General features: G+C 48.0%; 17 protein-coding genes. 10 read left to right on the top strand and 7 right to left on the bottom strand.

All coding sequences use genetic code 11. The features are described from left to right. Position 1 precedes the first annotated feature (1 nt). Positions 2-1,273, bottom strand: coding sequence for an RNA-guided endonuclease IscB (iscB, locus tag ACSAZK_RS05275; RefSeq protein WP_440956341.1), 1,272 nt, complete (start codon positions 1,271-1,273; stop codon positions 2-4). 693 nt (positions 1,274-1,966) lie between these two features. Here iscB and ACSAZK_RS05270 point away from each other — a divergent pair. After that, entirely contained in the window at positions 1,967-4,537 is a 2,571-nt protein-coding gene (locus ACSAZK_RS05270) for an oligosaccharyl transferase, archaeosortase A system-associated (RefSeq protein ID WP_440956340.1), read from the top strand. Positions 4,538-4,771: 234 nt separating this feature from the next. Here ACSAZK_RS05270 and ACSAZK_RS05265 read toward each other — a convergent pair whose 3' ends face one another. Continuing rightward, the gene (locus ACSAZK_RS05265) at positions 4,772-6,238 is read right to left on the bottom strand and encodes a DHH family phosphoesterase (RefSeq protein ID WP_440956339.1); all 1,467 of its coding nucleotides are present in this window, start codon (positions 6,236-6,238) and stop codon (positions 4,772-4,774) included. 503 nt (positions 6,239-6,741) lie between these two features. Here ACSAZK_RS05265 and ACSAZK_RS05260 point away from each other — a divergent pair. From ACSAZK_RS05260 to ACSAZK_RS05230, 7 genes are all read left to right on the top strand, one after another. Beyond that, positions 6,742-8,244, top strand: coding sequence for an NAD(P)H-hydrate dehydratase (locus ACSAZK_RS05260; RefSeq protein WP_440956338.1), 1,503 nt, complete (start codon positions 6,742-6,744; stop codon positions 8,242-8,244). Between the two features lie 125 nt (positions 8,245-8,369). Further along, on the top strand, positions 8,370-8,555 hold the full coding sequence (locus tag ACSAZK_RS05255) for a hypothetical protein (protein ID WP_440956337.1): 186 nt from the start codon (positions 8,370-8,372) through the stop codon (positions 8,553-8,555). Positions 8,556-8,789: 234 nt separating this feature from the next. Continuing rightward, positions 8,790-9,257, top strand: a complete 468-nt coding sequence (gene moaC, locus ACSAZK_RS05250; RefSeq protein ID WP_440956336.1) for a cyclic pyranopterin monophosphate synthase MoaC — start codon at positions 8,790-8,792, stop codon at positions 9,255-9,257. Positions 9,258-9,340: 83 nt separating this feature from the next. After that, positions 9,341-10,192: a ribose-phosphate diphosphokinase gene (locus ACSAZK_RS05245; RefSeq protein ID WP_440956335.1), complete on the top strand. Its 852-nt coding sequence runs from the start codon at positions 9,341-9,343 to the stop codon at positions 10,190-10,192. Positions 10,193-10,252: 60 nt separating this feature from the next. Beyond that, positions 10,253-11,017, top strand: coding sequence for a hypothetical protein (locus ACSAZK_RS05240; RefSeq protein WP_440956334.1), 765 nt, complete (start codon positions 10,253-10,255; stop codon positions 11,015-11,017). Between the two features lie 185 nt (positions 11,018-11,202). Next, a complete protein-coding gene (locus ACSAZK_RS05235) occupies positions 11,203-11,991 on the top strand; it encodes a C15orf41 family protein (RefSeq protein WP_440957109.1) in 789 nt (262 codons plus the stop codon). Between the two features lie 28 nt (positions 11,992-12,019). Beyond that, positions 12,020-12,229, top strand: coding sequence for a hypothetical protein (locus tag ACSAZK_RS05230; RefSeq protein ID WP_440956333.1), 210 nt, complete (start codon positions 12,020-12,022; stop codon positions 12,227-12,229). A 569-nt stretch (positions 12,230-12,798) separates the two neighbouring features. On the opposite strand, the gene ACSAZK_RS05225 is transcribed toward ACSAZK_RS05230, so the two are convergent. After that, entirely contained in the window at positions 12,799-16,014 is a 3,216-nt protein-coding gene (locus tag ACSAZK_RS05225) for a DNA double-strand break repair ATPase Rad50 (protein ID WP_440956332.1), read from the bottom strand. Next, positions 16,011-18,089: a metallophosphoesterase gene (locus ACSAZK_RS05220; RefSeq protein ID WP_440956331.1), complete on the bottom strand. Its 2,079-nt coding sequence runs from the start codon at positions 18,087-18,089 to the stop codon at positions 16,011-16,013. Before ACSAZK_RS05220 ends, ACSAZK_RS05225 begins: the two co-directional genes overlap by 4 nt. Positions 18,090-18,130: 41 nt before the next feature. On the opposite strand from ACSAZK_RS05220, the gene ACSAZK_RS05215 reads away from it, so the two are divergent. Then, complete coding sequence (locus ACSAZK_RS05215) at positions 18,131-18,253, top strand: hypothetical protein (protein WP_440956330.1); 123 nt, start codon at positions 18,131-18,133, stop codon at positions 18,251-18,253. Positions 18,254-18,299: 46 nt separating this feature from the next. Here ACSAZK_RS05215 and ACSAZK_RS05210 read toward each other — a convergent pair whose 3' ends face one another. The 3 genes from ACSAZK_RS05210 to ACSAZK_RS05200 form a co-directional block, all read right to left on the bottom strand. Beyond that, positions 18,300-21,278 carry an Ig-like domain-containing protein gene (locus tag ACSAZK_RS05210; protein ID WP_440956329.1) on the bottom strand — a complete coding sequence of 993 codons (2,979 nt, stop codon included), beginning with the start codon at positions 21,276-21,278 and terminating at the stop codon, positions 18,300-18,302. 600 nt (positions 21,279-21,878) lie between these two features. After that, positions 21,879-22,313 carry an SRPBCC family protein gene (locus ACSAZK_RS05205; protein ID WP_440957108.1) on the bottom strand — a complete coding sequence of 145 codons (435 nt, stop codon included), beginning with the start codon at positions 22,311-22,313 and terminating at the stop codon, positions 21,879-21,881. A 178-nt stretch (positions 22,314-22,491) separates the two neighbouring features. Continuing rightward, positions 22,492-23,166 carry a PHP domain-containing protein gene (locus ACSAZK_RS05200; RefSeq protein ID WP_440956328.1) on the bottom strand — a complete coding sequence of 225 codons (675 nt, stop codon included), beginning with the start codon at positions 23,164-23,166 and terminating at the stop codon, positions 22,492-22,494. Between the two features lie 619 nt (positions 23,167-23,785). On the opposite strand from ACSAZK_RS05200, the gene ACSAZK_RS05195 reads away from it, so the two are divergent. Then, positions 23,786-23,974: a hypothetical protein gene (locus ACSAZK_RS05195; RefSeq protein ID WP_440956327.1), complete on the top strand. Its 189-nt coding sequence runs from the start codon at positions 23,786-23,788 to the stop codon at positions 23,972-23,974. Positions 23,975-24,026: the final 52 nt, after the last annotated feature.

The following is a 24,026-nucleotide window of genomic DNA, read 5'->3' as shown; positions in this document are numbered from 1 at the left end:
CTCAGCAGGAAACCCCCGGGTCTTTAGCCAAGGGGAGGAAGGCATAAATTTCCCGAAGTTTCGTTCTTTGAATTAGCGTAGTTGTCCTAGCCCTCAATCGTTTACAGTTTTTCTTAATATTAACACTATCGGAAATTTTGTTTCCAAATATATCAAAGAGTGAAAAATACCCGGATGACCGTTTTCCCCAGACGCACCCGATTCCCTTTTCCGTTTTTACAAGATCGAATTTCCTAAGCCCGAAAAGTTTCCCGGTAGGTATTTTCTTCTCTGATCTCTTCCCTCTCCGTTGCTGATAATCCCCCGCAGGAACATGTTTTTTGAAGTAGACCGTATCATCCGGTTCTACGGTTTGTTTGTCCCCACAACAGATAGCAAGCGCATCAAAGTAATGCGTTTTTTCGAGTCCCAAAACCTGTTCTCTCCGGAATTTTGTTTCGTAGCCGAAAACTTCCTCAAAGCTCCAGCCGGATTTCTTGATCCGGGACTTGATAATGCCAACTTCTGTGGCATGTTTCGTGTTTGACCTTCTCCCAGAAAGCTCAAATTCCCCGGAATGCAGGGCAGTGTGACAGGTATCACAAAGCACAATAAGGTTTTCCGGGGTATCTGTTCCCTTTTTTGACCTGAAAACGATGTGATGGCAATGTAGCCGGAAATCCTTTGACTTTCCCCTGCAATGCTGGCAGGTGTAGCCGTCCCTGTGCAGGACATAAGCCTTGACATTGTAGAAGCCTTTAAGGTCCCCTTCCTGATACCCTGTCCCGGAAACTTCCGGGTTTTTGAGCTTGTGAATATCAAAGGAAGCAAGTTCGACCTTCCACTTCGTTACAGGGAGCAGGGCTTCCACAAACCGTTTTTCCCTGAAATGAGAATCAAGTTTGCTTTTGATGGAAGGAGCTAACCTTCCTTCTCTCCTCGAATTTCCCCGGTTATTAAACCTTGCTGGCCTGTACCTTGTCTTCCGGCTTCTCCGGGTTCTCCGATACATTTTCCGCTGCTCCATCTTTTTCGAAACGTTTTCTCTCAGGGAGATTTCGGACTGATACAACACTTTTCCGGAAGCGATAGCGGCGCATCCTACGTTTTTCGATCCCGTATCCATCCCGGCAGTTACGGGTTGAGTGTAGTTACTGCTCTCGAAAAGTAACTTGATTGTGAAGGGCGTGGTTCGGACCACTTTTGCCTTTCCTTTTTTTAGCAAGATCCTCGCTTTTGCCGGTTTTGTGGGCATGAGCGGGGTTCCGTCTTTGCTAAGTACAAATACAAACATTTGTAATTGCTCCTATTGAATAGGGTTATGCGTATCCGGAATTGTGGACTTCCACTTTGTGAAGTGGAAGTGTTGCAGTGTAACTGCAACAGAGACAATCCCGGTTTCCGGCTTCCTCTCGATCAGATATGGAACGGTTTGTATGGTGCAAGCACTGTCCCTACCTCCCAGGACTGTTTAACCGGCATCCTTAGAGCCTGAAACTGAGGCGGCATTCCAGGGTAACTATGAAATTCGTTCCTATCGTTTCCCGATTTTCCTAAGCTCCGAATCGGGGATCTGGTCAACCAGGGCTTGTTAGACAAGCCTCTGAGTCTTTAGCTCAGGGGTAGTTGACTAAGTTCAATGTTTATAACTATTTTGAAAAGAATGTCTAAATACACTGCACACATCAAAGTATATGTAATCATATTCTATGAAACTTTCCGATACATCTCCTAACAGACTCAGGAACTTATTTCAATAGCGAATAATTTACATGTACTCCTATATATGACCCCACATGAATATCATAAGGCCCATATATCGAAGCCGTCTTTAAAACAACGGAAAAATTTTTTATATATAAGCAATAACAAGACCACAATCAAAAATCACTTTATTTGTTAAAATGCCACCGAAAACCCCGGCACAAATAATACAAATACGAAAGAGAATACAAATTCAACAGAGTTGATAATTACGAATAAAATCATGAGGTCTCCAGAGTCGAAGCAATCCGGTCACAATTCCAAACTCGGAATAATCTCCTTAATTGCGATTATCTCAGCCGCTTTCCTCATGCGGATGCTCTCCTACACCGCGGTCACCGCTAACGGCCGCATCACTCCTGTAGGCTTTGATGCGTTTTACCACATGCGGCGCATCCTTTATACTGCCTCTAACTTCCCTGAGTACATCCGCTTTGACTCTTACCTTAACTATCCTTCCGGTTTTGAGATCGGCTGGCCGCCTCTCTACGACCTGCTGGGGGCAGGCCTTGCTCTGGTTCTGGGGGCAGGAAATCCCGATACCCACACGATAGAGCTGGCAGGGGCTCTTTTACCGGTGCTGCTGGGAGCCCTAACGGTTATTCCTGTCTATGCGGCTGCATCGGCTCTGTTTAACAGGAAAACAGGGGTTTTCAGTGCTGCTGTTTTTGCCGTTATCCCGGTGCATGTGTATACTTCCCAGTTCGGGATGGTTGACCACCACGTGGCAGAGGTACTCCTCTCAACGGCGGCTTTTGCTTTTTTCATACTTGCCCTGAAAGCTGCCAGAGATGCCGGGCTCTCATTTGCAGCCCTCAAAAAACTGCCATCGGAGAGAAAAATTGCATTGCCCGTAGTTTTTTCAGTCTGCAGCGGAGCCTGTTTTGCCCTCCTTGTGTATACCTGGATCGGGGCACCCATGTTCATGGGGTTCATTGGCCTTTACTTTTTTTTGCAGTCCGTGCTTGACCTGAAAGCAGGCAGAAGGTCTGATTACCTGGTAATATGTTCCGCCTCAAACCTTCTTACGGTGCTCCTGCTCTCAGCCCCTCTTTGCATAGGAGTCGCGCGGCCCGGACTTGAGTTGAGTGCGATGTTCCTTTCCTGGTTCCAGGTCTGCTATGTCCTTGCCCTGCTCGCGGGAGTCCTGCTTCTCGGAGCTTTTTCCGCATATATATCCAGCAGGAAACTGGACTGGTGGTACTATCCGGCCCTTATTTTGTTTGCCTTTGGTGCAGGGCTTTTTATCCTCCGTAGCTTTTCAGGTGAGTCCTACGGCTTTGTAATCGAAGGGCTAAAGTACTTCTCGGGAAAAGGAGGAATCCTGAGTTCCATTTCCGAGGCAGGCCCCTTATTTTTTACCACTAATGGGAAGTTCACCCTCGCAGCGGTGATAGGAAACTTCGGGCTAGGCTTTCCGGTCGCACTTGCAGCTATTTTCCTGCTTGGCCTGGAGTGGAGAGGTGAAAAATTCCTGCCCGAAAGGGTATTTTTCCTGTTCTGGACCGGGTTTGCAGCATACCTTGCCATTTCCCAGAGGCGTTTTTCCTATCTATTCTCCGTGAACGTTGCCATCCTTACCGCATATCTTTTGATGGTATTGTTTGAATCCCTGGATGTTGAAAATGAAGTAAAAAAACTCTTCAGGACAGGGATAAAAACCGGAAACCTGCCTGAACCGAATCCGGAAACCGGGAAAAAATCGAAGGCAAGAACAAAGGCAAAAGGAAAGGCAAAAGAGAACTCTAAGGCAGAAACGAAAAAAAAGGCAAAAGCAGCAAGGAAATCAAAATCCCGGCTCGCAGCCTCAAAACCGGATTATTTCAAACTTGTCTCTGCTCTGGTCCTTATCGGGATCATATTTGTGCCCTGCATAGGAATAGTTGCCGGGTTTTCAAAGCAAGCTGTCCTGATTGACGAGAACTGGCAGGACTCCTTGCAGTGGCTCGAAACTTCCACGCCATCCACTTCTCATTACACGGAACCTTCCGAAACCCCTGAATATGGGGTCCTCAGCTGGTGGGACTACGGAAACTGGATCGTATACCTGGGCAAAAGACCTGCAGTCTCTAACAATTTCCAGACAGGGGTGGAGGACTCTGCTTTCTTTTTCACTTCCGGGTCAGAAGAGCAGGCAAATTCAGTTCTGGACAGACGAAATGTAAAATACGTAATTACGGATTCAAAAATGATAGAGGGGAAATTCAGGTACATAGCCGAACTTGCAGGAAAGAATGTTGAGGATTATTACGAGATCATGAAGGTAAAAAGTGGAACCGGATATCAGACAACTGCCACTATAAAAGAAGAACTTAAAGCCACGGAACTGTACAAACTGCACCAGCTTGACGGCGCATCCCTCGGAAACCTCCGGCTTGTTCACGAAAGTGTGAGAGGCACAGCTGGTGGGAATAAAGCCGGAGATGGAAATACAGTAAAAGTATTCGAGTACGTGCCGGGAGCAAAGCTGTCAGGCACTTTTGCCCCTAACCAGACCGTAAAAGCAGAACTCGAACTCAGTTCAAACACCGGCAGGAGCTTCCTCTACTACAACACTGCAACTGCAGATGAAAACGGCTTCTTTGAAATTGCCGTGCCTTACCCAACCGAAAACACCGGAAACGGAAACGAAGCAGGGAAAGGAAATGAAGTCGCAGCAGGAGACGGAGGAGTGACAGCAGCAACTACCTCAGGTTATACCCTGACCGCGGGGGAAAATTCCACCAGAACAGGAATCCAGGTCAAAGAAAGTGATGTGCTCAACGGCAACAGAATCGAAATTGAGTTTTCCTGAAGAGTTCTGATAAAAATCCGGAACTTTCGAGTAGATCTGAAACTTTCGAGTAGATCTGAAACTTTCGGGAGAAGCTGGAACCTTCAAAGAGATCCGGAATCTTCTGGAGGGACTGGAACCTTCGAGAGAATAAGGAATATAAAAATGATCTTCGGGATGAAAAAGGGTTTGAGAACTTTTTCATCCGGAAAAATTCTTAAAAAGTATCAATTTTCAAAAAGCCTTCAACCTTATTTACTCTCCTGCCTCTTCCACTCCTACGGCGTTAAGGAACTTCTTGACCACCGCCTCGTTGACAAGCCGGAGCAGGGTCTGCCTGTCCTTTGTGGCACTGAAAACGCCGAGAGGGATCTGGGCACCTGCGGCTGTTGCATGTCCTCCGGCATCTTCCCCGAAGGCCTGGCGCATTATTTCACCAAGGTTGATCCTTATATCGTTGCTGCGGCCTGAGATGAATATCCTCTCTTCTGTAACCCCGAAGACCACTGTCGTGGAGATTCCTTCAAGGCTCATGAGATAGTCCGCAGCCTGGGGGAGGGTGTCCCTGTCCCTGATATTCCCTACATTCGAAAGGAGATAACTCCCTATGACCTGCCGGTTCCGGATTGCTTCCCCGAGCACGTCCAGGGTCTCGATGGCCATAGAAGGGCGCTCAAGCTGTTCCAGGATCTCGTGGTCGGCAAGGGGATAGAGGTAAGATGCGGCCGAGAGGTCTGCAGGGTCGGTTTTTCGTTTGAAGTCCTGGGTATCGGTCCTGATCCCGTAGAGGAGGGCGGTTGCCAGGGTCTTTGAAATATTGATGTTGAGCTGCTGCAGGTACTTTGTCATGATGGTGGCCGTGGCCCCGAAGTTCGGGCGGATGTCGATATATTCCGCCTTGATTTCGGCATCTCCCGGAGGGTGGTGGTCGATTACGATCCCAACGTAAGAGTTGGGAGGCAGCATGTTGTTTACCCCCGGGATGGCACAGTCGATCAGGGCCATTTTGTCAAAGTTTTCAGGGTCGTGTTCTTCCATCTTGCTCAGGTCGATTCCCAGAAGGTTTACGAAAGCCTTGTTTTCCTGGTGCCCGATCTTCCCGTGATAGAGGATGTTTGCCTCAACCCCCAGGTTTTTTGAAATTTCCTTCAGGGCAAGCCCGCTGGAGATCGCGTCCGGGTCAGGGTTGTCGTGGATGACGATAGCAAGTTTTTTGCCTTTTGTTCCTTCCAGCCACTGGGCCAGCCTGTTGCCCCTGTGGGCAGACTCGGTCCTTTCCAGGGACCGGGAGAGGGAACTTGCAACGACCCTCGAGGGCATGAATACAAAATCAGCCCCTATCAACCCCATTTCTTCTTTCTTGATTATGTCGGAAGCCCGGGAAAAGAGGTGGACGTCAGGGCTAACAAGGTCTTTGAAATTTTCGATCCCTTTTTTGTTTACCTCGCTGTCGGAACTTAGGAAAAGGATTGCAACAATGTTCCTTAGATCGATCTGTTTCGGGAGTTCAGGGTCTGCAATGTCTCCTACGATTGCCTCATAGCCCTCTTCCCGGAGGGTCTCAACCTTTGCTTCATCCTTATCTACGATGATTACTGCCTTGTTAATTTCCCTGAGTTCTTTTGCAAGCGCAAAACCAATACTTCCGCTGCCAAGGATCAAATATCTGGGTTTAACAGTACTTTTCAGGCTATTATCCGAATCTTTTGAAAAACTAGACAAAAACAGTGCCTCCCTGTCTCATGTGCATCTGGACACTTCCAAAGGAGAATGAACATATAGCAAAATGTACAATTGTATACTATTTTACCGTTACGTTTCCAGCTATCAGAGCAGTACCTTGCTGGCAATCCCGGACTTCCGGGAACCGCTATAAGGTCCGGGAACCTTTCCCGGGGCCGACACAAATGAAGGTCTAAAAAGCCATTAGGTGCCGATTATTACTATGCTCAAGCCTATGTTCTTTGCAATTACTTTTCTCTGCAATTACTTTTCTCTGCAATTAACTTCGCATTTCTTTCTAGTATAACATGTTATATTGAAATGTACCGTATATAGTTAATGATACAAAAAATATTTTCTTTCCATAAATATAAATATGGACTTCATTCCGAACCCTGAATGAAAGTTTCACAAGCTGCGTTTTCAGCCAGGGTTGAAATCTGATTCAAGCATTTCTAAAACATATCGGTGAGAATCACCAGAAAAAACTAGCGGCGTTTAACATGAAAAGTATAAGTTCTTCATGGATGAGGGCAATCGATCGAAACTGCGCAGATCTGGGTCTGCTCCCGCTACAGCTAATGGAAAATGCGGGTGCAGGAGTTTCCCGCTGTGTAAAAGAGAAGCTTGAGACCGGGACGGTGCTCTTTGTGGCGGGCAGGGGGAATAACGGGGGAGATGCCTTTGTGGCAGCCAGGCAACTGGCAGGCTTTTCCGCTTACAGGGTCAGGGTAATCCTGCTCGGGAAAGCTGCGGAAATCGGGACCGAAGAAGCCGCACGTAACCATTCCCTGCTTAAGTTCAGCCGGGTGGAGGTCCTTGAGATAAGGGATTCCAGACAGCTTGAAACCTGCGGCTGGTTTTCCGAAGCAGACCTCCTGGTTGACGCTGTTTTCGGGACAGGGATCAACGGAAAGGTCCGGGATCCCGAATCCACAGCTATTGACCTTATTAACGAAGCCGGAAAAGCCGGGAAAACCGTGGTCTCGGTGGATATCCCTTCAGGGCTTGACCCGGACGGCGAATGTTTTGAAAAGTCGGTCCGTGCCGACCTTACCGTAAGTTTCCACCGCATGAAAAACGGGCTCCTGGGGGAAGGGGTAAAAGAATATACTGGCACGGTCAGGGTTGTGGGAATAGGGGTTTGTGCGGATGCCGAAAGTTATGTTGGGCCCGGGAACCTGCAGATGCTCCGCAGACGAAAGGCCGGAGGGCATAAGGGGGATTCCGGAAAAATTCTTGTTATCGGGGGAGGCCCGTATTCAGGAGCCCCGGCCCTTGCAGCCCTTGCAGCCCTTCGGACAGGGGCGGACCTCGTGACCGTTGCTGTCCCGGGACCGGTTGCAGAAACAGTTGCGGCTTATTCTCCCAACTTGATTGTCCGTAAATTGTCCTCAAGTGTCCTCTGTCCCGAAGACCTGCCCCTCCTTACGGACCTGCTGAACACAAATGACGTTGTTGTGCTTGGGCCGGGCCTGGGCAGAGCCCCTAAAACCCTTGAAGCGGTCCGGAAGGTCCTGCCCTTCTGCAGGAAGGCTGTCCTTGACGCCGATGCTCTCTCAGCCCTTTCTTCCCCTCTCTTCGAAACCCTTGCCGGAAACTGCGAACTTATCATCACTCCGCATGCAGGGGAATTTTCCCGTTTGCGGGGCAGGGAAACCCCGGCTGATCCGGAGCCCCGCAAGAAAGCCGTAAGGGAATTTTCGGAAGAAACCGGGGTCATAACCCTTCTTAAAGGAGCCGTTGATATCATTTCGGACGGAAAGCATACCCTCCTGAATAGGACAGGAAACGCCGGGATGACCGTAGGAGGGACGGGAGACGTTCTTTCAGGGGTTGCAGGAACCCTCTTTGCCCTGAATCCTCCATTTATAGCTGCTGCCTGTGCGGCGTACATCAACGGAGCAGCCGGGGACCTGGCGTTTGAAACTTTTGGAAACGGACTGCTTGCGACGGACGTGCTCGAAAAAATCCCCGAAATGATTAAAGAGGTGGAGAGGGGATAAACAAATACAGGGATTAAGTTCCATGGAAAGAGGTTCCATGGAAAAAATCCATATGGGAATAAATTCTTATGAAAAGTTACTTGGAGAAAGGTTTTTGAATAAATATTATGGGGAGGTAACGGAGTATGGTTCAGGAAAGCGACCGAAAAATCGAAGTTGAGATCGAACGGAACAGGGTAAGAATCGCGGTGTATCACGGGGAAGATGAAGAAATCATAAAGCTCACACTTGAGGAAGCGGGGGACCTGGCGGAAGAACTCAAGAAAGCACTTGACGACTATTCCAGGCGCAAGCAGGTGCGGATTGACTGAATAAGCCAGGAAGGTAAATACAAAGAAGAAGAAGTAGAAGAAGTAGAAGAAGTAGAAGAAGTAGAAGAAGTAGAAGAAGTAGAAGAAGTAGAAGAAGTAGAAGAAGTAGATGAAGTAGATGAAGTAGAAGAAGTAGATGAAGTAGATGAAGTAGATGAAGTAGAAGAAGTAGAAGAAGTAGAAGAAGTAGAAGAAGTAGAAGAAGTAGATGAAGAAGAAAAACGTGGTGATTTTTTGGAAAAAACTTTTACGCATATCGAAGCTGGCAAAGCAAGAATGGTGGACATCAGTGAAAAGCCCGATATTGGCAGGAGAGCTAAGGCAGCAGGGGAAATCATGCTTTCCGAAGGAACTCTCAAAAAGATAAGTTCGGGCACTGTTGAGAAGGGAAACGTCCTTGCGACGGCCAGGGTCGCCGCCGTGTTCGCGGTAAAAAGGACGCCCGACACTATCCCCATGTGCCATCAGATTCCGATTACGAGTATAGATGTTGATTTCGAGATAGGGGAAGAAACGATTGAGGCTGTTGTGGAAGTCAGGTCCGTGGGAAAGACAGGGGTGGAAATGGAAGCCCTTGCAGGGGTTTCGGCGGCCCTGCTTACTATCTGGGACATGGTAAAATCGGCAGAAAAGGATGCCAGCGGGAACTATCCCCATACAGCTATCCGGAACATAAGGGTGCTCGAGAAGGTCAAAGGCTGAGACAGGCGGAACAGCCTGCGGTCCGCTAAAAGAAGCTTTTTAAAGGATGGGATATATCAAGTCGGAAAACTGAGGTATCTAACTTGAAGATCATAGGTGGACCAGCATCACAGTTACTTGCAAGCCGCACAGCCCGGGCTTTAGGAAAAGAACCGGTTCTCTGCGAGTTTAACCGCTTCCCTGACGGGGAACTGTACCTTCGAATCGCCGATGAAACCGAAAATGAAAAAGTAACCCTGATCCAGAGCACCCCTACGGATTCGGACCTTGTGGCCCTGCTCCAGCTTATCGACGCCTGTGAAGGGGCAGCCGAAATAAATGTGGTGGTCCCCTACATGGGCTACGCCAGGCAGGACAAGAAGTTCAAGTCCGGAGAGCCGATCAGTGCCAGGGCGGTGGCCCGCTGCATCAATGCCGACAGGGTCTTTACCGTCAACATCCACGAAGAGAGCGTTCTCGAGTACTTCCCCTGCCCCGCCGAAGACCTGGACGCAGCAAAGCTTCTCGGGAAATACATTGCGGGCCTGGGCCTTGAAGAACCCCTCCTGGTCGCCCCCGACGCCGGAGCCGGGAACCTCGTGAACAATGTAGCAGGGGATCTTGGTTTTGCCTGTGACTTCCTCCAGAAAACCAGGCTCAGCGGGGATACCGTTGAAATCAAGACAAAGAATGTGGAAGTTGCCGGCAGGCACATTGTCCTTGTCGATGACATGATCGCAACCGGTGGGACCATGGCCGAGTCTATCCGCATGCTCAGGGGGCAGGGCGCAGCCGATGTCTACCTGGCCTGCGTGCATCCGGTCCTTGCAAGAAATGCCGCAGTCAGGCTTTTCAATGCCGGGGTAAAGGACATCATCGCCAGCGATACCCTGGAAAAAGCCGAGAGCAGGGTGAGTGTAGCACCCCTTATTGCAGAAGCTCTGCAAAAGCTCTGAGCTTCAATTCAAATTTTATTACCGTTAAGTATTTTTTATATTCTGCACATTACCAGTACTATGACACTTCCAGACGTCTGCCCTCTTGACAGTTCCCAAAAATGCAAAGGAAAAGAATGCCACCTTTTCTGTGTGGAATGGCGAACAAATGATCCCATTTGCCTGATCGGATACAGCTCGACCAGCAAAGTAAGCTCCGGAAGGGCCGGTCGTAAGAAGGACACCTATGCCGAAGAGACTTTTCAAAAGCTAAACAAGAAGCAGTCGCCTGCCCTGGCCAGCCGGTTAACCCGCTCCGAAAAAGGAGACTGGGTCCCCTCACACACGGTTCCCTCACAAGCTAGGCCCGAAGAACCTGTCTGGGGGACGGAGGATAAACCCGTCAGGGAGTCCGCGGGAACAGCTTTCAAAGAGGGATCTGCTGGAAAACCTGGCGGACGGCATCAGGAAAGTAATCCGGAAAACCTGAGCCCGGCTGAAAGGTTTGATCCCGATCCCCATGAAGCCGAAAGAGCTTCACTAAGGCTTGAATCCCGCTTGAAAAGGGAACAGGCAGAAGAAGCCGAAAGGGCCCTGGAAGTGAAAAAGGCCAGGGAAACGGAAAGTTTGCCTCCCAAACCGAAGTTGCAGGAAAGGGTCATTTCCAGGAACAGGAACGCAACTATCATTGAAGCCTGCGACGGCTCTGAAGAGCCCTGCGAGTTTTCTCCGGGTAGAGGAGACAAGCTGGGTAAGTCCGCAGATCTCAAGGAGAAGCGCGAGAAACTTGACAAAGTTATGGACCTCGATCTCCCGGATAACTACGAAGAGGAATTCTGGAGCTGATGTCGCTGGAGCTGATATTAGAAGCTCCTGATCTTTGATTTCAAAACTGTTTGATATTAAATCCTCCTGATGTTGGGAACTCCCATAAGGAGCTTTAAAACCTGACTTTTGGAAGCAGATACTATACTGTACCGGAAAATGCTGTAAGGGGCGCTTGCCCCTTAAAGAGGGTACGATGATTGAGGATGGACAGCCATACATACCATAAAATTTACAACTTACTGCATGATTTTGAGGACGTCTTCTCTCTCTCGGAAGAATACGTCGAACCTGTAGGTGTACTTGCCACAATTCTCAACCAGAAGGTTGTGAAAATGACAAGGTTCAGGCACAGGAAGATCTATTCCAGGGAAGATGAACTTTTTACAAAATGGAAATATGGGCATCCGATTCTTGAACTTGCAAAGAATTTCCACTTTCCTCCGACTCTTATGGCGTCTCTCATCATGAAAAAATGCGGTTTTTCAAGAAAGGCTACAAACTGCCTATTTAAATGCCCCGACGACATCGAGAAACGCCGCCTGAGAAAAGAAGTGAAAAAAGCCCTGGAAGCCGATTACTTCTTTTCCCCCCGTGCCCATGCCCTCCAGGGACAGAAAGGGGAAATGGGAGAAGACATTATCCGTAAATGGCTTGACCACAGGGAGCTTTCCTATCTCACGGAAAACGAACTCAGGGAACAGGGCGACGGCAAGACCCCCGATTTTGTGTTGAAACAGCCCCTTTGCATTGAAGGCCTGAACGTAAACTGGATTGAGAGCAAAGCCCTTTTCGGGGACGAGTTCGAACACAAACACTATTCCAAGAAACAGTTCAGGGACTATTTCGAAATTTTTGGAGAAGGCATGGTCGTCTACTGGTACGGCTGCCTGGAAGACCTCCCTGCAAACGGCTACCTGATTAAAGATTACAGCTTTTTTGAGGAATGCGAAGAGGAAGTCGAAGCCCTGTTCAACTACCTTGTATACTGGTAAATCCTCCGCAAACCTTTTTTGATCTGTTTTGATCTGTTCACCAGGTGCCTGCCCTTTCACTTGCCCTTGCGCTCGGCCAGGGGTAGCTTGGTGGCCCAGGCTCTCACTTGCCCTCTCACTTGCCCTCTCACTTGCCCTCTCACTTGCCCTCTCACTTGCCCTCTCACTTGCCCTCTCACTTGCCCTCTCACCGGCGACGAAACCGGAGGCTTTTACAAAAATTAAATCTGAAGATTGAATTCAAGCACAGCACCATTTTGGGTTGGAAATCCATCATTAAAGGAAGCTGTGTGGCCGAGAAGAATGGCATAATAATTTTTAAAGGTGCTCCGGTGACCTTTTAAGTTATCCCAGTACTGGGGTGAATAGGGGCATGACTGTGTAGGGTACTGGGATAACTTATAAGGTTTTCAAAATAACTTTCCAGGGCACCGGGGTGACTTAAAAGGTTCGCAGGGCGACTTTTAAAGGTCTCCGGATGACTTAAAAAGGTAGTCTAATGATTTTTCATAGTGCCCAGGTGACTTAAAAGGGTGTTCCAATAACTCTATGAATTGCATTTGAACACTCAAAAAGAATACCCGGGGACTAAAAAAGGATTCCGGTTTCAATAAAGGGATAAAACTTCATCGGCAGGAAGTTCCCATCCCTAACTGCCAAAAGCAGGAAGTCAGAAAATTGGGGAGGTGGGAAGGCAGGATGAAAGAAAGACAGGACGTGGAAATTTGCCCTGAAATTTATGTGCCAGTCGATTGTAAGCTGCATTCTGATTAATTTCCCGGCCAGCCTGTTGCCCCACTTTAAATTTCAGCGCCGGGAAATCGAGGACATGTTGGTCTGGGGGTCTTTTTCCACATGGAAAACGTGGTCTGCGGAATCGATCAGGGATTCGTCGTGGGAGACTACTATGATCTGGCCCACGCCGATGTTCCGCATCATATCGATGAGTTTGAGCAGCTGCCTTATGTGCCCGCGGTCCAGGAAAACGGTGGGTTCGTCCAGGATCATCGGGGGAAGCCCGTCGGCCCGGTCTCCTCCAAAGCCCAGGGCCAGCAGCCGGTAGATGGCGCAGCGCAGGATGAGGTTGAAGATGGCGCGTTCCCCACCGCTCAGGAGTTTGGGCTCAAGGGGTATTCCGTCCTTCCTGTAAACGGTCAGGTTGTACTCGGAGTCCAGCTCAATGCGGGAGTAGGCGTTGTTTGCGTACATGAAAGCAAACATCTCGTTAAGGAGAGTGGAAAGGGCGCCTATGTTCCGGGTCCTCATGTCCGCCCGGATGCGCATGTAGGTGTTTTCGAGCTCTTCGGCATTCCGGTACACGGCTTCCAGGTAGAGCCGCCTGTTCTCAAGGGCCCGGAGTTCCTCTTTGAGTTCCTTGAGGCGTTTTAAGCTGTTTTCAACCATGCCGATTTCTTTCAGGCCCCTGTCTTTTTCCTCGCTTATTTCCCGGATGTTTTTCATTATGTTTGCCTGGGCATCCGCAAACCTGGCGCGCATTTCCTGGAGTTCTTCAAGTTCGCTTCCTTCCGCTTTTCCCTCGAGCTGCCTTATCCTTTCACTGCGTTCCAGGATTTCCCGGTCGAAAAAGCCTACCTTTTCAGCAAGGTTCTTTATCCCGGTTTCGAGTTCGGAGACCCTGTGTTTTATGGAATCCATGCGGAGCAGGTTTGCCTGAAGCTTTTTGGCCTGCCCGAGAAGTTTTTTGCTCACCTCATGGTCCTTTTCCGCTGCTTCTTCTTTTTTCCGCAGGGCTTCGACTTCGAGCTTGAGTTCTTTTAACTTTTCCTTTACGTTGTTTTCCCGCTCCCCGATGCCCCCTGACTTTTCTTCCAGTTCCTTAATTCTCTGTTCGTAATTTCCAATCAGCGCCTGTGAAGTCCCGATTTTCCCGTTAAGTTTCTCAATTTCCGAGGAGGAATCGGCAAGTTTCTTTTCAAGAGCTTTCGCCTCGCGGAGCGTCTTTTCACTTTCCCCGTGGGCCTTTTCCGCAGCCTCGGCCCAGCCTTCCAGGGCCTTGATGTCCGAAAGGAACTGCTGCCTGCCGGATTCAAGTTCATGATTTCGCTTTTCCAACTTTTCGAGTTTCTTACTTTCTTCTTCGACCCGGGCCTTGTGGGTCTCCAGGAGCTTTTCCAGAGCTTTTGCCTTGTCCCTGAGCTTTTCGGTCTGTACGTCGTAGTCCAGGACTTTCTTCTCAAGCTTCCTCGCATCCCTGAGGCGGTTGAGCTTTTTATCGATTTCCGCCTGCTGGACCTTTATTTCCATGAGCTGTGCGGAAAGTTTCTCTTTTTCCTGTCCGGTTTCCTCTGCCGTGCTTGCAAGCTCCGAGCCTTTCAGTTCCTGCCCGCAGGTTGGACACTTCCCCTCGGCAAGAAGTTCCCGGTTTTTCCGGAGGCTCTTTTCAAGTTCCCTTATCCGGGTCCCGAGTTCGGCTTCATTTCCACTCAGCCGGTTTTTGGTCTCGAGCAAAAGTTCTCCTATATCTTCCAGGCTTTCGAGCTGTTCCTCGGAAAAACCAAGCCCTTTGAACCCGACAAGAGCTCCTGACTTCTGTTCCTGGACTTCCAGGACTGCCCGGGAGTTTTGCCCGAGTTCCTCTTCGAGAAGATCTATATCGGTCTTGCCCTTCCGGATCGTTTCCCTGCAGCCCTTCAGCTCTTTTTCAAGCTCATTTAAATTCCCGTCCCCGGCCTCTTTATCTTTCAGGGCAAGGGCAAGCTTCCCGGAAACCTCGTTTTTCCGGTCCCGAAGAAGGCTCTCCTTTTCTTCAAAGTCTTTTATCAGGGAAGGAATATCGACATCAGGGTTCCCTCCCCCGATATTTTCCCTTAGCCGCACACTTTCTTCTTCCAGCGTCCGGATATTAGCCTGATAATTTTTGATATCCTTCTTTGCAGCCTCTATGTCCGACCTGCACTGCCCGCCCGCCTTTTCGTTTTCCTTCCTTTCAGCTTCAAGTTCATCCAGGGCCTGCACCCGGGCTTCCTCTTCCTTCAGGAGAAGGGCAAGTTCCTTTGCGGCAGCGTTCACCTTTTCCTTTGCCAGGGATTCTTCTTTTTCTTTTCCGGCTAACAGGGCTTCGATTTCAAGGTCTCCGAAACCGCATTCCTCCCGAATCCCGGAATTTTCCTCTCCCAGTTCGAGCAAAGCTTCCCGGTGCTTCTGGATCTCCCCGGAAAAGCTCTCTTTTTCTTTGAAACACCCGGCTTTTTTCTCCTGGGACTCTTTTATAGCCTGCCTGAGCTTTCCTATTTCTTCAAGACGCTCCTTATGTTCCGCAATCAAGAGGTCTAGTTTTTCCTTCCGTGCCCCTGCGTACTCCTTCTTTTCGTTCAGCTCTTTTAAGGAGGCGTCACTTTCCTTCACTTTCTGCCTGAGCCGGTTCAGGGCTGCGAAAGGTTCCGTATTTTCGATTTCCCCTATTTCGGCTTTCGTGTCCGCAAGGCTGGTCTTTGCGTCCCGCTCAAGCCTGTTGACTCCGGTCTTTGCGCTGTGAACCCTTTCCCGGTACTCCTCAAGCTTCCCGAGCTGCAGCAGGTCGTCGATCATCCGCTGCCGGTCCTTTGGCTTTGCATTGATGAGCACATCGATCTCCCCCTGTCGGATGTAGGCGCAGTTTCGGTAAGCCTCCTCATCCATGTTCAGGAGGGCACAGACTTCCTCATAGGTCCTGGTGGCCTGGTCGATTACACTTTCCCCGTCCGCATAGAGCACACACTTCGAGTTTGACGCATTTTCGCTTTTCTGAGAATAGCGGAAGCCCTGTTCAATCCGGTAGTCCCGCCCCAGATGCTCAAAGTCAAGGGCAAGCTTTGCGTTTTCCGCTCCCTTGAAAATCATGTCCGCAAGCACGAAGTCCTTTGAAAGGATCTTGCTCCCGAAAAGCCCCATGAAACAGGCCTCAAGCAGGCTGGACTTTCCACTTCCATTCACCCCTGAGATTACGGTCACCCCGTCCTCGAAGGCAAGGTCAAGCTTCTTATAGCTCCGGATATTCTCGACGTGCAGGTTTTTCAACTTCACAGGTAATCACCAAGGTTGTACTGACGGAGGGCTGAAGGTTTGCCTTTCCCCTTACCCTTTTCCCTTTCTTTTTCCTTTCCGGGCTTCGCGGATTTTCCGGCATCTTCCGAAGACTTTTCCTGCTTCTTTTCCGGTTCCTGTTCAGGAAGCTCCCCTTTGAGACCTCCTTTATCCCCGGAATCCGATCCACCTTTAGCTTTCGGCTCACCCGCAATGAAACTATCCAGACCTCTGGCCGGAGTTTCGGGGCTTTTATTTTTGGAGGACCCAAAAGCCGTAAACGGGTCTTCTTCCCCGGGACCGCCTTTGACGGACGTTTCGGAAGAAGTCGTTCTTACCCCAGATGAAGCCGCAGGTTTCCAGAATACAGGGCCTTCGTTCTGCTCTTCCTTTTCGGGGATATTCCTTTCCTTTTCCGGAGGAACATTTTCAGGCACATCCGGCAAGTCAACTTTTTCTGGAACTTCTGGCTCTTCAGGAACTTCGGATTCTTCAGGAACTTCGGATTCTTCAGGAACTTCGGATTCTTCAGGAACTTCGGATTCTTCAGGAACTTCGGATTCTTGAAAATGCTCAACCGGTTCAGAGCTTTCTACCAGTTCAAGGGCTTCTAGAGATTCAGGCACCGCATTTGTCTCCGAAACCACGGCTTCGTCAGAAGGTAAAGCTGGTTCTAAGGGCAAAGCTGGTTCAGAGGATACAACTTCTTCGGAAACCACGGCTGATTCAGGGGTTTCAAGTGCTTCAGGAAAATCAACAGGTTCAGAGGCTTCGGCAATTTCAGAGCCTTCAAGAGTCTCGGTATTTTCATCATATCCGTATTCACTTTTAATTTCGGGAACTTCGGCCTTGTAGGAATCCTCTTTTTCGGAATCCTCTGCCGTCACGGGAACAGACTCCGGGGCAGGCATTTCTATTTTGAAACCGGGGTATTTGAAATCAATAGCAGAAATCAATTCTACAAGCCGGTTTTCTGTCTCTTCGTCTACCCTTGACCTGACAACGTTCGGGTTTCGGACGATTTCGTCAACAATCAGCCCACCATCGGTAAGGCTCATCTTTTTGATTTCCTCGGCAACCGCGTGGTCCGGGTCCGAGAAACTGATGCTTAAGGCTTCTTCCGGGACCGCTTCTTTTACCCTCAGGTCTCTTACCCTGGGTACGAGAACCCCTTTATTTAGCAGGTACTCCTCGATTTCACTGAAGGAAAGGACCCCCGTCGGTTCCCCGGAAAGTTCCACGAAGACCACGGATTCCGGCAGGGTCTCCTGGTACTCGTCAATGGCTGCAAAAATCTGTTCGTAAGGCTTTTCTTCCCCTTTCAGGTTTATGGAAATAAACACAAAATCCCGGGTTGGAATGGTGCGTCTGGAGATCTCGATCCCGGCTCCTGAAAGCGTGATGATGTTATAGGAACGGGGCTCACTTTCGGAGGCACTGTTCCTTTCGGTGCTGCCCGGGTACGTGACCCAGGTATCCACCACCTTTATTTTCTCGTACTTGTGATAGTCTCCCAGGAGAACCGCGTCCACTTTGAAGGGCAGGTTTTCGAGCACTTCCTCACAGCTCCATTCCCCATAGGGGAAAGGCTGCATTATCTGGTGCATTACGAGCAGGTTTTTCCCGCCCTCAGGGAGGTTTTCGGGGACCTTGAAATCCGAGTAGTCGAAGATAGGGATCTTTGACTTCGGGACACTGTCGATCCCGTAGATTGCGGCATCTCCGACCATGCAGGGCTTTTTCCCGAGCCTGCATGCGATGCCCATCCCCTCGAAAAGGTCCAGCCACTGGGTATTCTGCTTGCTCTCGTGGTTCCCGACAATTGACAGAAAAGGTATGCCTGCAGCCTTCAACCTGGATATGATATTGATCGCATCCAGGAGGTCTTCCAGGGTCGGGTTCCTGGAATCAAAAAGGTCTCCCGCATGCACGACAGCGTCAACCTGCATCTCCAGAGCGTCGTCCACGACGTTTGAAAAAGCATTAAAAAAGTCCTGCCTCCGGACCTCGCTGTGGTACTGCCTGTATCCCAGGTGCGTATCTGCGGTGTGGAGTATCCTGATTTCCCTGGTCATGGTATCGTCTGTTTCTAATTTTTTGTGTTATAAGGATTTGTATGTTAGTATTTAAGGGATTTCCATGGGGTGCCCGGGAAGAAACAGAGAAGCTTAAAAATATAAAGGAAAAAAGAAGGAGTGAGAAACAGAAGAAGGGTAAAGAAGAAGGGAAAATAAATTAAAAAAGAAAAGAAAAGAAAAGCAAAGAAAAAGCAGAAATGCTTTTTATTAAAGCATCTGCCTTCTCACGCAAACGGCCGATACAGCCAGTCCGGCAGCCGCAAATATTGATCCGAATCCGGGAGAGCCTTCGGATTCCTCTTCTTCCGGAGTATCCTTATCTGGGGCTTCTTCTCCCAAAATTTCATCTTCCTGAATTTCCTGTTCTTCGGGAGTTATTTCCAGGCCGGACCCATTCCCATCCACAGTTCCCGTGTCCTGCTCGGTTACGTCCGAAGCTTCACTGTTACTGATAATAACAGCATGGCCAAAACCATGGCCTCCGTTATGCTCTTCGGGTTCAGCCGGGATTAGCTCAGGGATCAGTGCCCCTGTCAAAGAATAAGAACTCAAATGTTTTACCTTGACCCATACCGAGCCCTGCCCGTCGCCTGTTAGCGGAGACCTGCCGGCATCAAGTACCCATTCGGGGCTGCCTTTTAAGAGCTTTGTCCAGTTGCCGCTCGTATCATTATACCAGTAAACAGTTAGGGAAGCTTCATCGATGTCTCCGGGTCCGATTTCTCCGTTCCCGTCCAGGTCAAGGTCGTCCTTACTGTAGAAGAGGGATATACGCACATACCCTACCTGGGACTCGTTCGAGCCGTCAAGGCCTCCGGTAGCATTTATTTCAACCATTTTGCCTACCGCAAGTTCCCCGAACACCGAACTCGAATTATTCAGGCTTTCCATCGCTGTTTTGTTTGTTATCGCGGTTACTGTGAAAGTTACATTAGTTGCGTTAACATCCGATACAAATTCAATTGAAGTTCCGGTTTCATTGACAGAATCAATTTCCACTGCTTCACTTTCATTGACAGAGGAAACCGCTTCCTGCATGGTATTATTTTCGACGTACACTGTTTTGCTGGAGATATTGGTATTGCCTGCTGTATCGCATGCAATTAACTCCAGAGTATTCAGCTGTTCGGGATAGTATTCCACACGCTCCCTGAAGCTGTTGTCCGGCAGGATATTGAGTTCATACCGGCTCACCAAAGCATCCGTTTCGTTCTTCACGAGCAGGGTGGCCGATTCAAAGTTGGAATCCGAGACCGTACCTTTTACAATATTGTCAACGAACCAGGTCCTGTCCCTGGCTGGCTCTGCAATATTCAAAACAGGAAAAGTATTGTCAATTGTAACATTTACTGCTGCTGTACTGACATTGTCTTCAATATCCATAACTGTCAACAGGACTGTGTACTCCCCGTCTGCCAGAGCACCTGTATCCCACTCAGCCAGTTCTCCGGATAATCCGGTAGATGAACCAAATATTGTCGAATTAGTGGTGGAATTCAACCATTCCACCGTGTAGTTTTTGAGATTTTCATCATCCGCGGACCCATTGATGCTGATGTTCCCGCAAACATGTGCACCTTCGATAGGTTCTGCTATTGCTGCTATCGGAAGCTCGTTATCAACTTTGACGTCTGACGTACTTGTTTTTGTATTGGACGCTTTATCGGTAACTGTCAACCTGACGATGTACTCCCCGTCTGTCAAAGCAGTTGTGTTCCAGACGGCAAGGGTTCCTTCACATGCAGTTGTTGAATTGTATATTTCCGTCCAGTTGACCCCGGAGGCATCCGACCAATCCACGGAATAATTATTGAAATGGGCTTCATCAGTTGCATTTCCGATGAGCTCGACAGTCCCTCTGACACAGGCATTGTTAACAGGCGCACTTATTGTAGCTGTGGGCAAAATCGTATCCAGAACTATCAGGGTAGTGTTAGTCCCGATGTTCCCGGCTTTGTCCGTTGCAAGCACGGTTATGAGGTTCTCTCCCTCCACCAGAGGCAAGCCGGTTGCGGAATATGAATTATTCTCCTTATTTACTGCCGCAGAGACACCATTAACAACTATTGAAGCAATGCCTGCCCCTTCCTCAACAAAAGTCCCGTTGATGACCTGAAAGCTGGAGTCGGTTGGGGAGGCCACAGGGTCGATGGTTATTGTCGGTATAATTGTGTCCACAAGGAAGTCCAGAGTCTTTTCGCTGGTATTTCCTTCAGAATCCATTGCATAAACCGTGATATTGTGCATTCCATCATCAAGCTGCGGTAATGTAACGGTCAGATTGTATGTGTTAGTTTGATTGGTTCCGTTATTCCCGTCAAGTACGTACCATGCCAGAGCGGCCGGGTTAAAAGTTTTTGGGTTAAAAGTTGCATTTAACAGAGGAGTGCTGTCATTTGTGATAGCCTGCGGAGAATGTATTTTCACCGGATTAAACCACAGAATGGTGTTATGAAGAATTGTCGGGTAATCTCCGGTCCACTGGTAATAATCACCTGGCCATGAGTTGATCCCGACTACCGAGTCTTTTGTGGCAATAAATTCCTCTCCGTCGTCCCATTTAGCTACCAGTTCCGCTCTGGAAGTCAGTTCCACGCTGTCCCGGTAATAATCAGACACGGAATTCACACCTTTCATGATGGGGTGAGATGCATCATACAGGCCAAGAGAAGCATCTGAAAAGTGATTGCCATTAACCCCGTCCTGTACAAATGGGCTGTATCCTTCTGATATTATCCGTCCCTGGAGGCCAAAGTCAGGTCCATACCAGGAACCTACCTGGATAATCACGTTTCCGCCGCTATCTACATAGTCTGCCAGTACATCACCGAGTGCTACTTTGTCGTAATAAGGGTAATTACTCCATACTATTGCAACATCATACTGCTGGAGTTCGGCAAGAGTCGGAGTTCCTTCGGCAGCGTTGAAGAAGGTCACCGTTCCGATGTCAGGGAAACCTGTCAGAATAGATGTAAGCGAATTAGCACTGTAATCTGCCCCTACCAGTAATACATCCAGCTGTGAACCGGAAATACCGAAAGTATCCATTTCCAGAGTCCGGGACTCAGGCCCTGATATTTCTGTAAACAAATCCGGATTATTTTCTGGCACAGGATTTATAATTTTAGGACCATGAGATATTGCCATGGTAGTTACGTCCCGGACTTCATCATCAGTTACATTCACGCTTATAGCTGATACAGTACATGAAAATAAGGAGATTAACATAAGTAATGTACAGCAAGCTGTTAAAAATTCAAATCCAAATTTTTTAAAATTACTGCTGGAATTTTCAGCCATATTTTTCACCACCTTACAGGAATCTTCATTTCTACCCACACTTAATTAACTATTTTATTAACTTACTCTACGGGTCTGTTTTTTTCATGGATTTTTGATGAAATAAGCCTAGATAATATGGAAATCTGTTTTAACTTTTAATCACTTTTATAACAGATATTAGAATGGATATAATTTAGTAGTAATAATATAACATTAGCATATAAAAGTTATGAATATTATTAAGGAGTGTTGAAAATAAAAATATCATGGACATAAATATGAGATAGTTTTTCATTCTACAGGTTTGCATAGAAAGAGCCCTTATGATGGCGTAATTAATGGCAAATTTTGAAGAAATCTAAATATATAAAAAACCAGGGTAACTATTTATTACAAAAAATCCCTGGTCTATATATTAAAAATTTATTAAAAGTAAAAAGAGGATACGAAAAGAGTTTAATTTTTTGAAGTACCAATATATACTTTCAAAAAATTAGAAAATCATTAAAATTTTTCCGCTTTTTTCTTAAGCGCACGGTTCATTTCTGAAAAACTCCGCTTCGTACCTTCTTCGATAGACCACGAAGCAGTGATGATGGGAATAGCCAGGCCGTTGAAGATTTCTTTCTGGATAAAGCGAACTCTCCGGGTCCCTGTTTCCTCGAGGATTAAACTGTGCTCCCCGTCAAGCACCCCCGGAAGAAAGAAACTTCCTTTCCAGGTAAGCTCTTTTCTGGGTTCCAGGCGGAGGACCCGGGGATGGAGGGTCGTGCCCTTTTTTTCCCATTCCGGTTTCATGTAGACTTTCAGTTTTTTCCCGACTTCCGCATCCCCGCTAATTTCCTGAATGTAGGGGTTCCACTTAGGATAGGCCGCAAAATCCATGAGAATTTCCCAGATGCGCTCGGCAGGGGCGAAGATTTCGATTTCGGTGCTTATTTCTTTTGTGAACCGGCTGATTCCAATCCCTCTTTCATTTTTTATTTGGAATTATTTCTTCCCTTCTTGATTCAGAACTATTAATTCCCTTTCCTGCTAGCAGTTATGAAGACAAACTTCTTAACCTTGCTTATTTTAACCTGCTGAAAAGAAGTTTCAGGAAAAAGCAGCCCCTGATTCAGGCAATTCCAAAAATTTTTTTCCGGGCCTTCCTTTTTGCGCTTCCGGCCATCTGTCTGAGGATTATCGGAGTCGGAGACTTTTTCCCGGCAGGAGAAACTTTTCCTTCCTGGATCGCCTGTAGCACGGCATCCACCGTATTTTCTAATGCGTCGATTTCCGTGTACGCCTGCCCTACCATCTCCGGGATATGGGAATCACTTCCCGCAACAGGCGGGATGCCGAGCCTCTCGGCTTCGAAGAGGGCTTTTTTGTTTGCGCCGTTGAAGAGGCAGCGGGAGTTAAAGACCTCGGCGGCATCAATGTCAAGCCCCTCGAAACTCCCGATCCCGTGGGAACTCTTCTTGAAGGGATGGGGAATAATTACCGTTCCCCCGAGTATCCGGGCTTGCCGGATTGTTTCTTCAGGGCTCATCATGGGCTCGATATCCTGTTTTATCCCGAGGACCAGAATATGCCCCTTCGAAGAACTTACCTCGACACCGGGAATAACCGTAATTCGCATCCCCAGTTCCCGGGCTCTCCTTGCACAGGCAAGTCCACCATCCACTGTATCGTGGTCGCAGATTGCAAGCCCTTCAAGCCCCCTTGCCTTTGCAAAGGTGAGGATGGCATCCAGGTCCGAGTTGCTGTCCCTTGAATAACGAGAATGGACGTGAAGATCGAATTTCATGCCGGGGATAAGAACGACAGGAGGATTTATATAAATTTTGAACGGCCGCTGAGGAGAAGAGGAACAAAGGGAAACAAGGGGGAACAAAGGGAAACGAGGGGAAACAAAGGGAAATAAAGGAAAATAAAGGGTAACAAAGGAGGAAACCCGGAAGTCGTAAAAGAGAGCTAACAAAAAAGGAATGCGAAAAACGTGAGAAAACAACATCATGGAGTTTATTTAAAAAGAAATATAAAAAAATAGTTCGCGAACGGCTGGGATATGGGGATCTTGGGGATAGTTAATGGGGGTATTGGCTCCAAAAAGAAAATTTCCGTCCGCATTTGTATAATAGTCAATATATAATATATACCTTTCGCTTACTCACGAACAAATGAAGTTTTCTAAGGGAATTAGCTCGAAGGCTCTCATTTTTAAAAATTATTTTCACGTTTCGATCTCTTTCTTACATATTTTTTATACAATTTTTGCATAATTATTATTAATTATTTACATATTTTTTTATTTATATTTGCATACTTTTTATACCTTTATTATTGATTTCTTGCATGTTTTCCATGCATTTTTCATGTTTTCCCGTAACTCCCTTTGAGAGCCAACCCTGCACCAGGACCTCGGGATGCCAGCAAAAATCCAAAGTCAGGAACTGTTTTATCCGAAAAAGAATCCCATGCTTCCGAATCTTACCCGGAGGGAAATAAATAATGAAAAATATGGCAGGAGGAATGTGAGAGAAGGGAAAATGAGAAGAAATGGGGTAGAAGAAAAGAAACTCTTAAAAAGGAAAACTGCGAACGGACCAGATTGAAAAAAATTGGTGTAGGGGTAGTTTAGGATATTAGGAGGGTCTGATGTCTTCC

The sequence above is a fragment of the Methanosarcina sediminis genome, assembly GCF_052056915.1.
Taxonomy (GTDB): domain Archaea; phylum Halobacteriota; class Methanosarcinia; order Methanosarcinales; family Methanosarcinaceae; genus MTP4.
Note: the sequence above shows the minus strand (reverse complement) of the source record. Positions and strands in the feature narration are given on the sequence as shown.

Coding starts and splice junctions, on each gene's coding strand:
- iscB (WP_440956341.1), bottom strand. CDS start 1,273: ATGTTTGTATTTGTACTTAGCAAAGACGGAACCCCGCTCATGCCCACA.
- ACSAZK_RS05270 (WP_440956340.1), top strand. CDS start 1,967: ATGAGGTCTCCAGAGTCGAAGCAATCCGGTCACAATTCCAAACTCGGA.
- ACSAZK_RS05260 (WP_440956338.1), top strand. CDS start 6,742: ATGAAAAGTATAAGTTCTTCATGGATGAGGGCAATCGATCGAAACTGC.
- ACSAZK_RS05255 (WP_440956337.1), top strand. CDS start 8,370: ATGGTTCAGGAAAGCGACCGAAAAATCGAAGTTGAGATCGAACGGAAC.
- ACSAZK_RS05240 (WP_440956334.1), top strand. CDS start 10,253: ATGACACTTCCAGACGTCTGCCCTCTTGACAGTTCCCAAAAATGCAAA.
- ACSAZK_RS05235 (WP_440957109.1), top strand. CDS start 11,203: ATGGACAGCCATACATACCATAAAATTTACAACTTACTGCATGATTTT.
- ACSAZK_RS05220 (WP_440956331.1), bottom strand. CDS start 18,089: ATGACCAGGGAAATCAGGATACTCCACACCGCAGATACGCACCTGGGA.
- ACSAZK_RS05215 (WP_440956330.1), top strand. CDS start 18,131: ATGTTAGTATTTAAGGGATTTCCATGGGGTGCCCGGGAAGAAACAGAG.
- ACSAZK_RS05200 (WP_440956328.1), bottom strand. CDS start 23,166: ATGAAATTCGATCTTCACGTCCATTCTCGTTATTCAAGGGACAGCAAC.
- ACSAZK_RS05195 (WP_440956327.1), top strand. CDS start 23,786: ATGCCAGCAAAAATCCAAAGTCAGGAACTGTTTTATCCGAAAAAGAAT.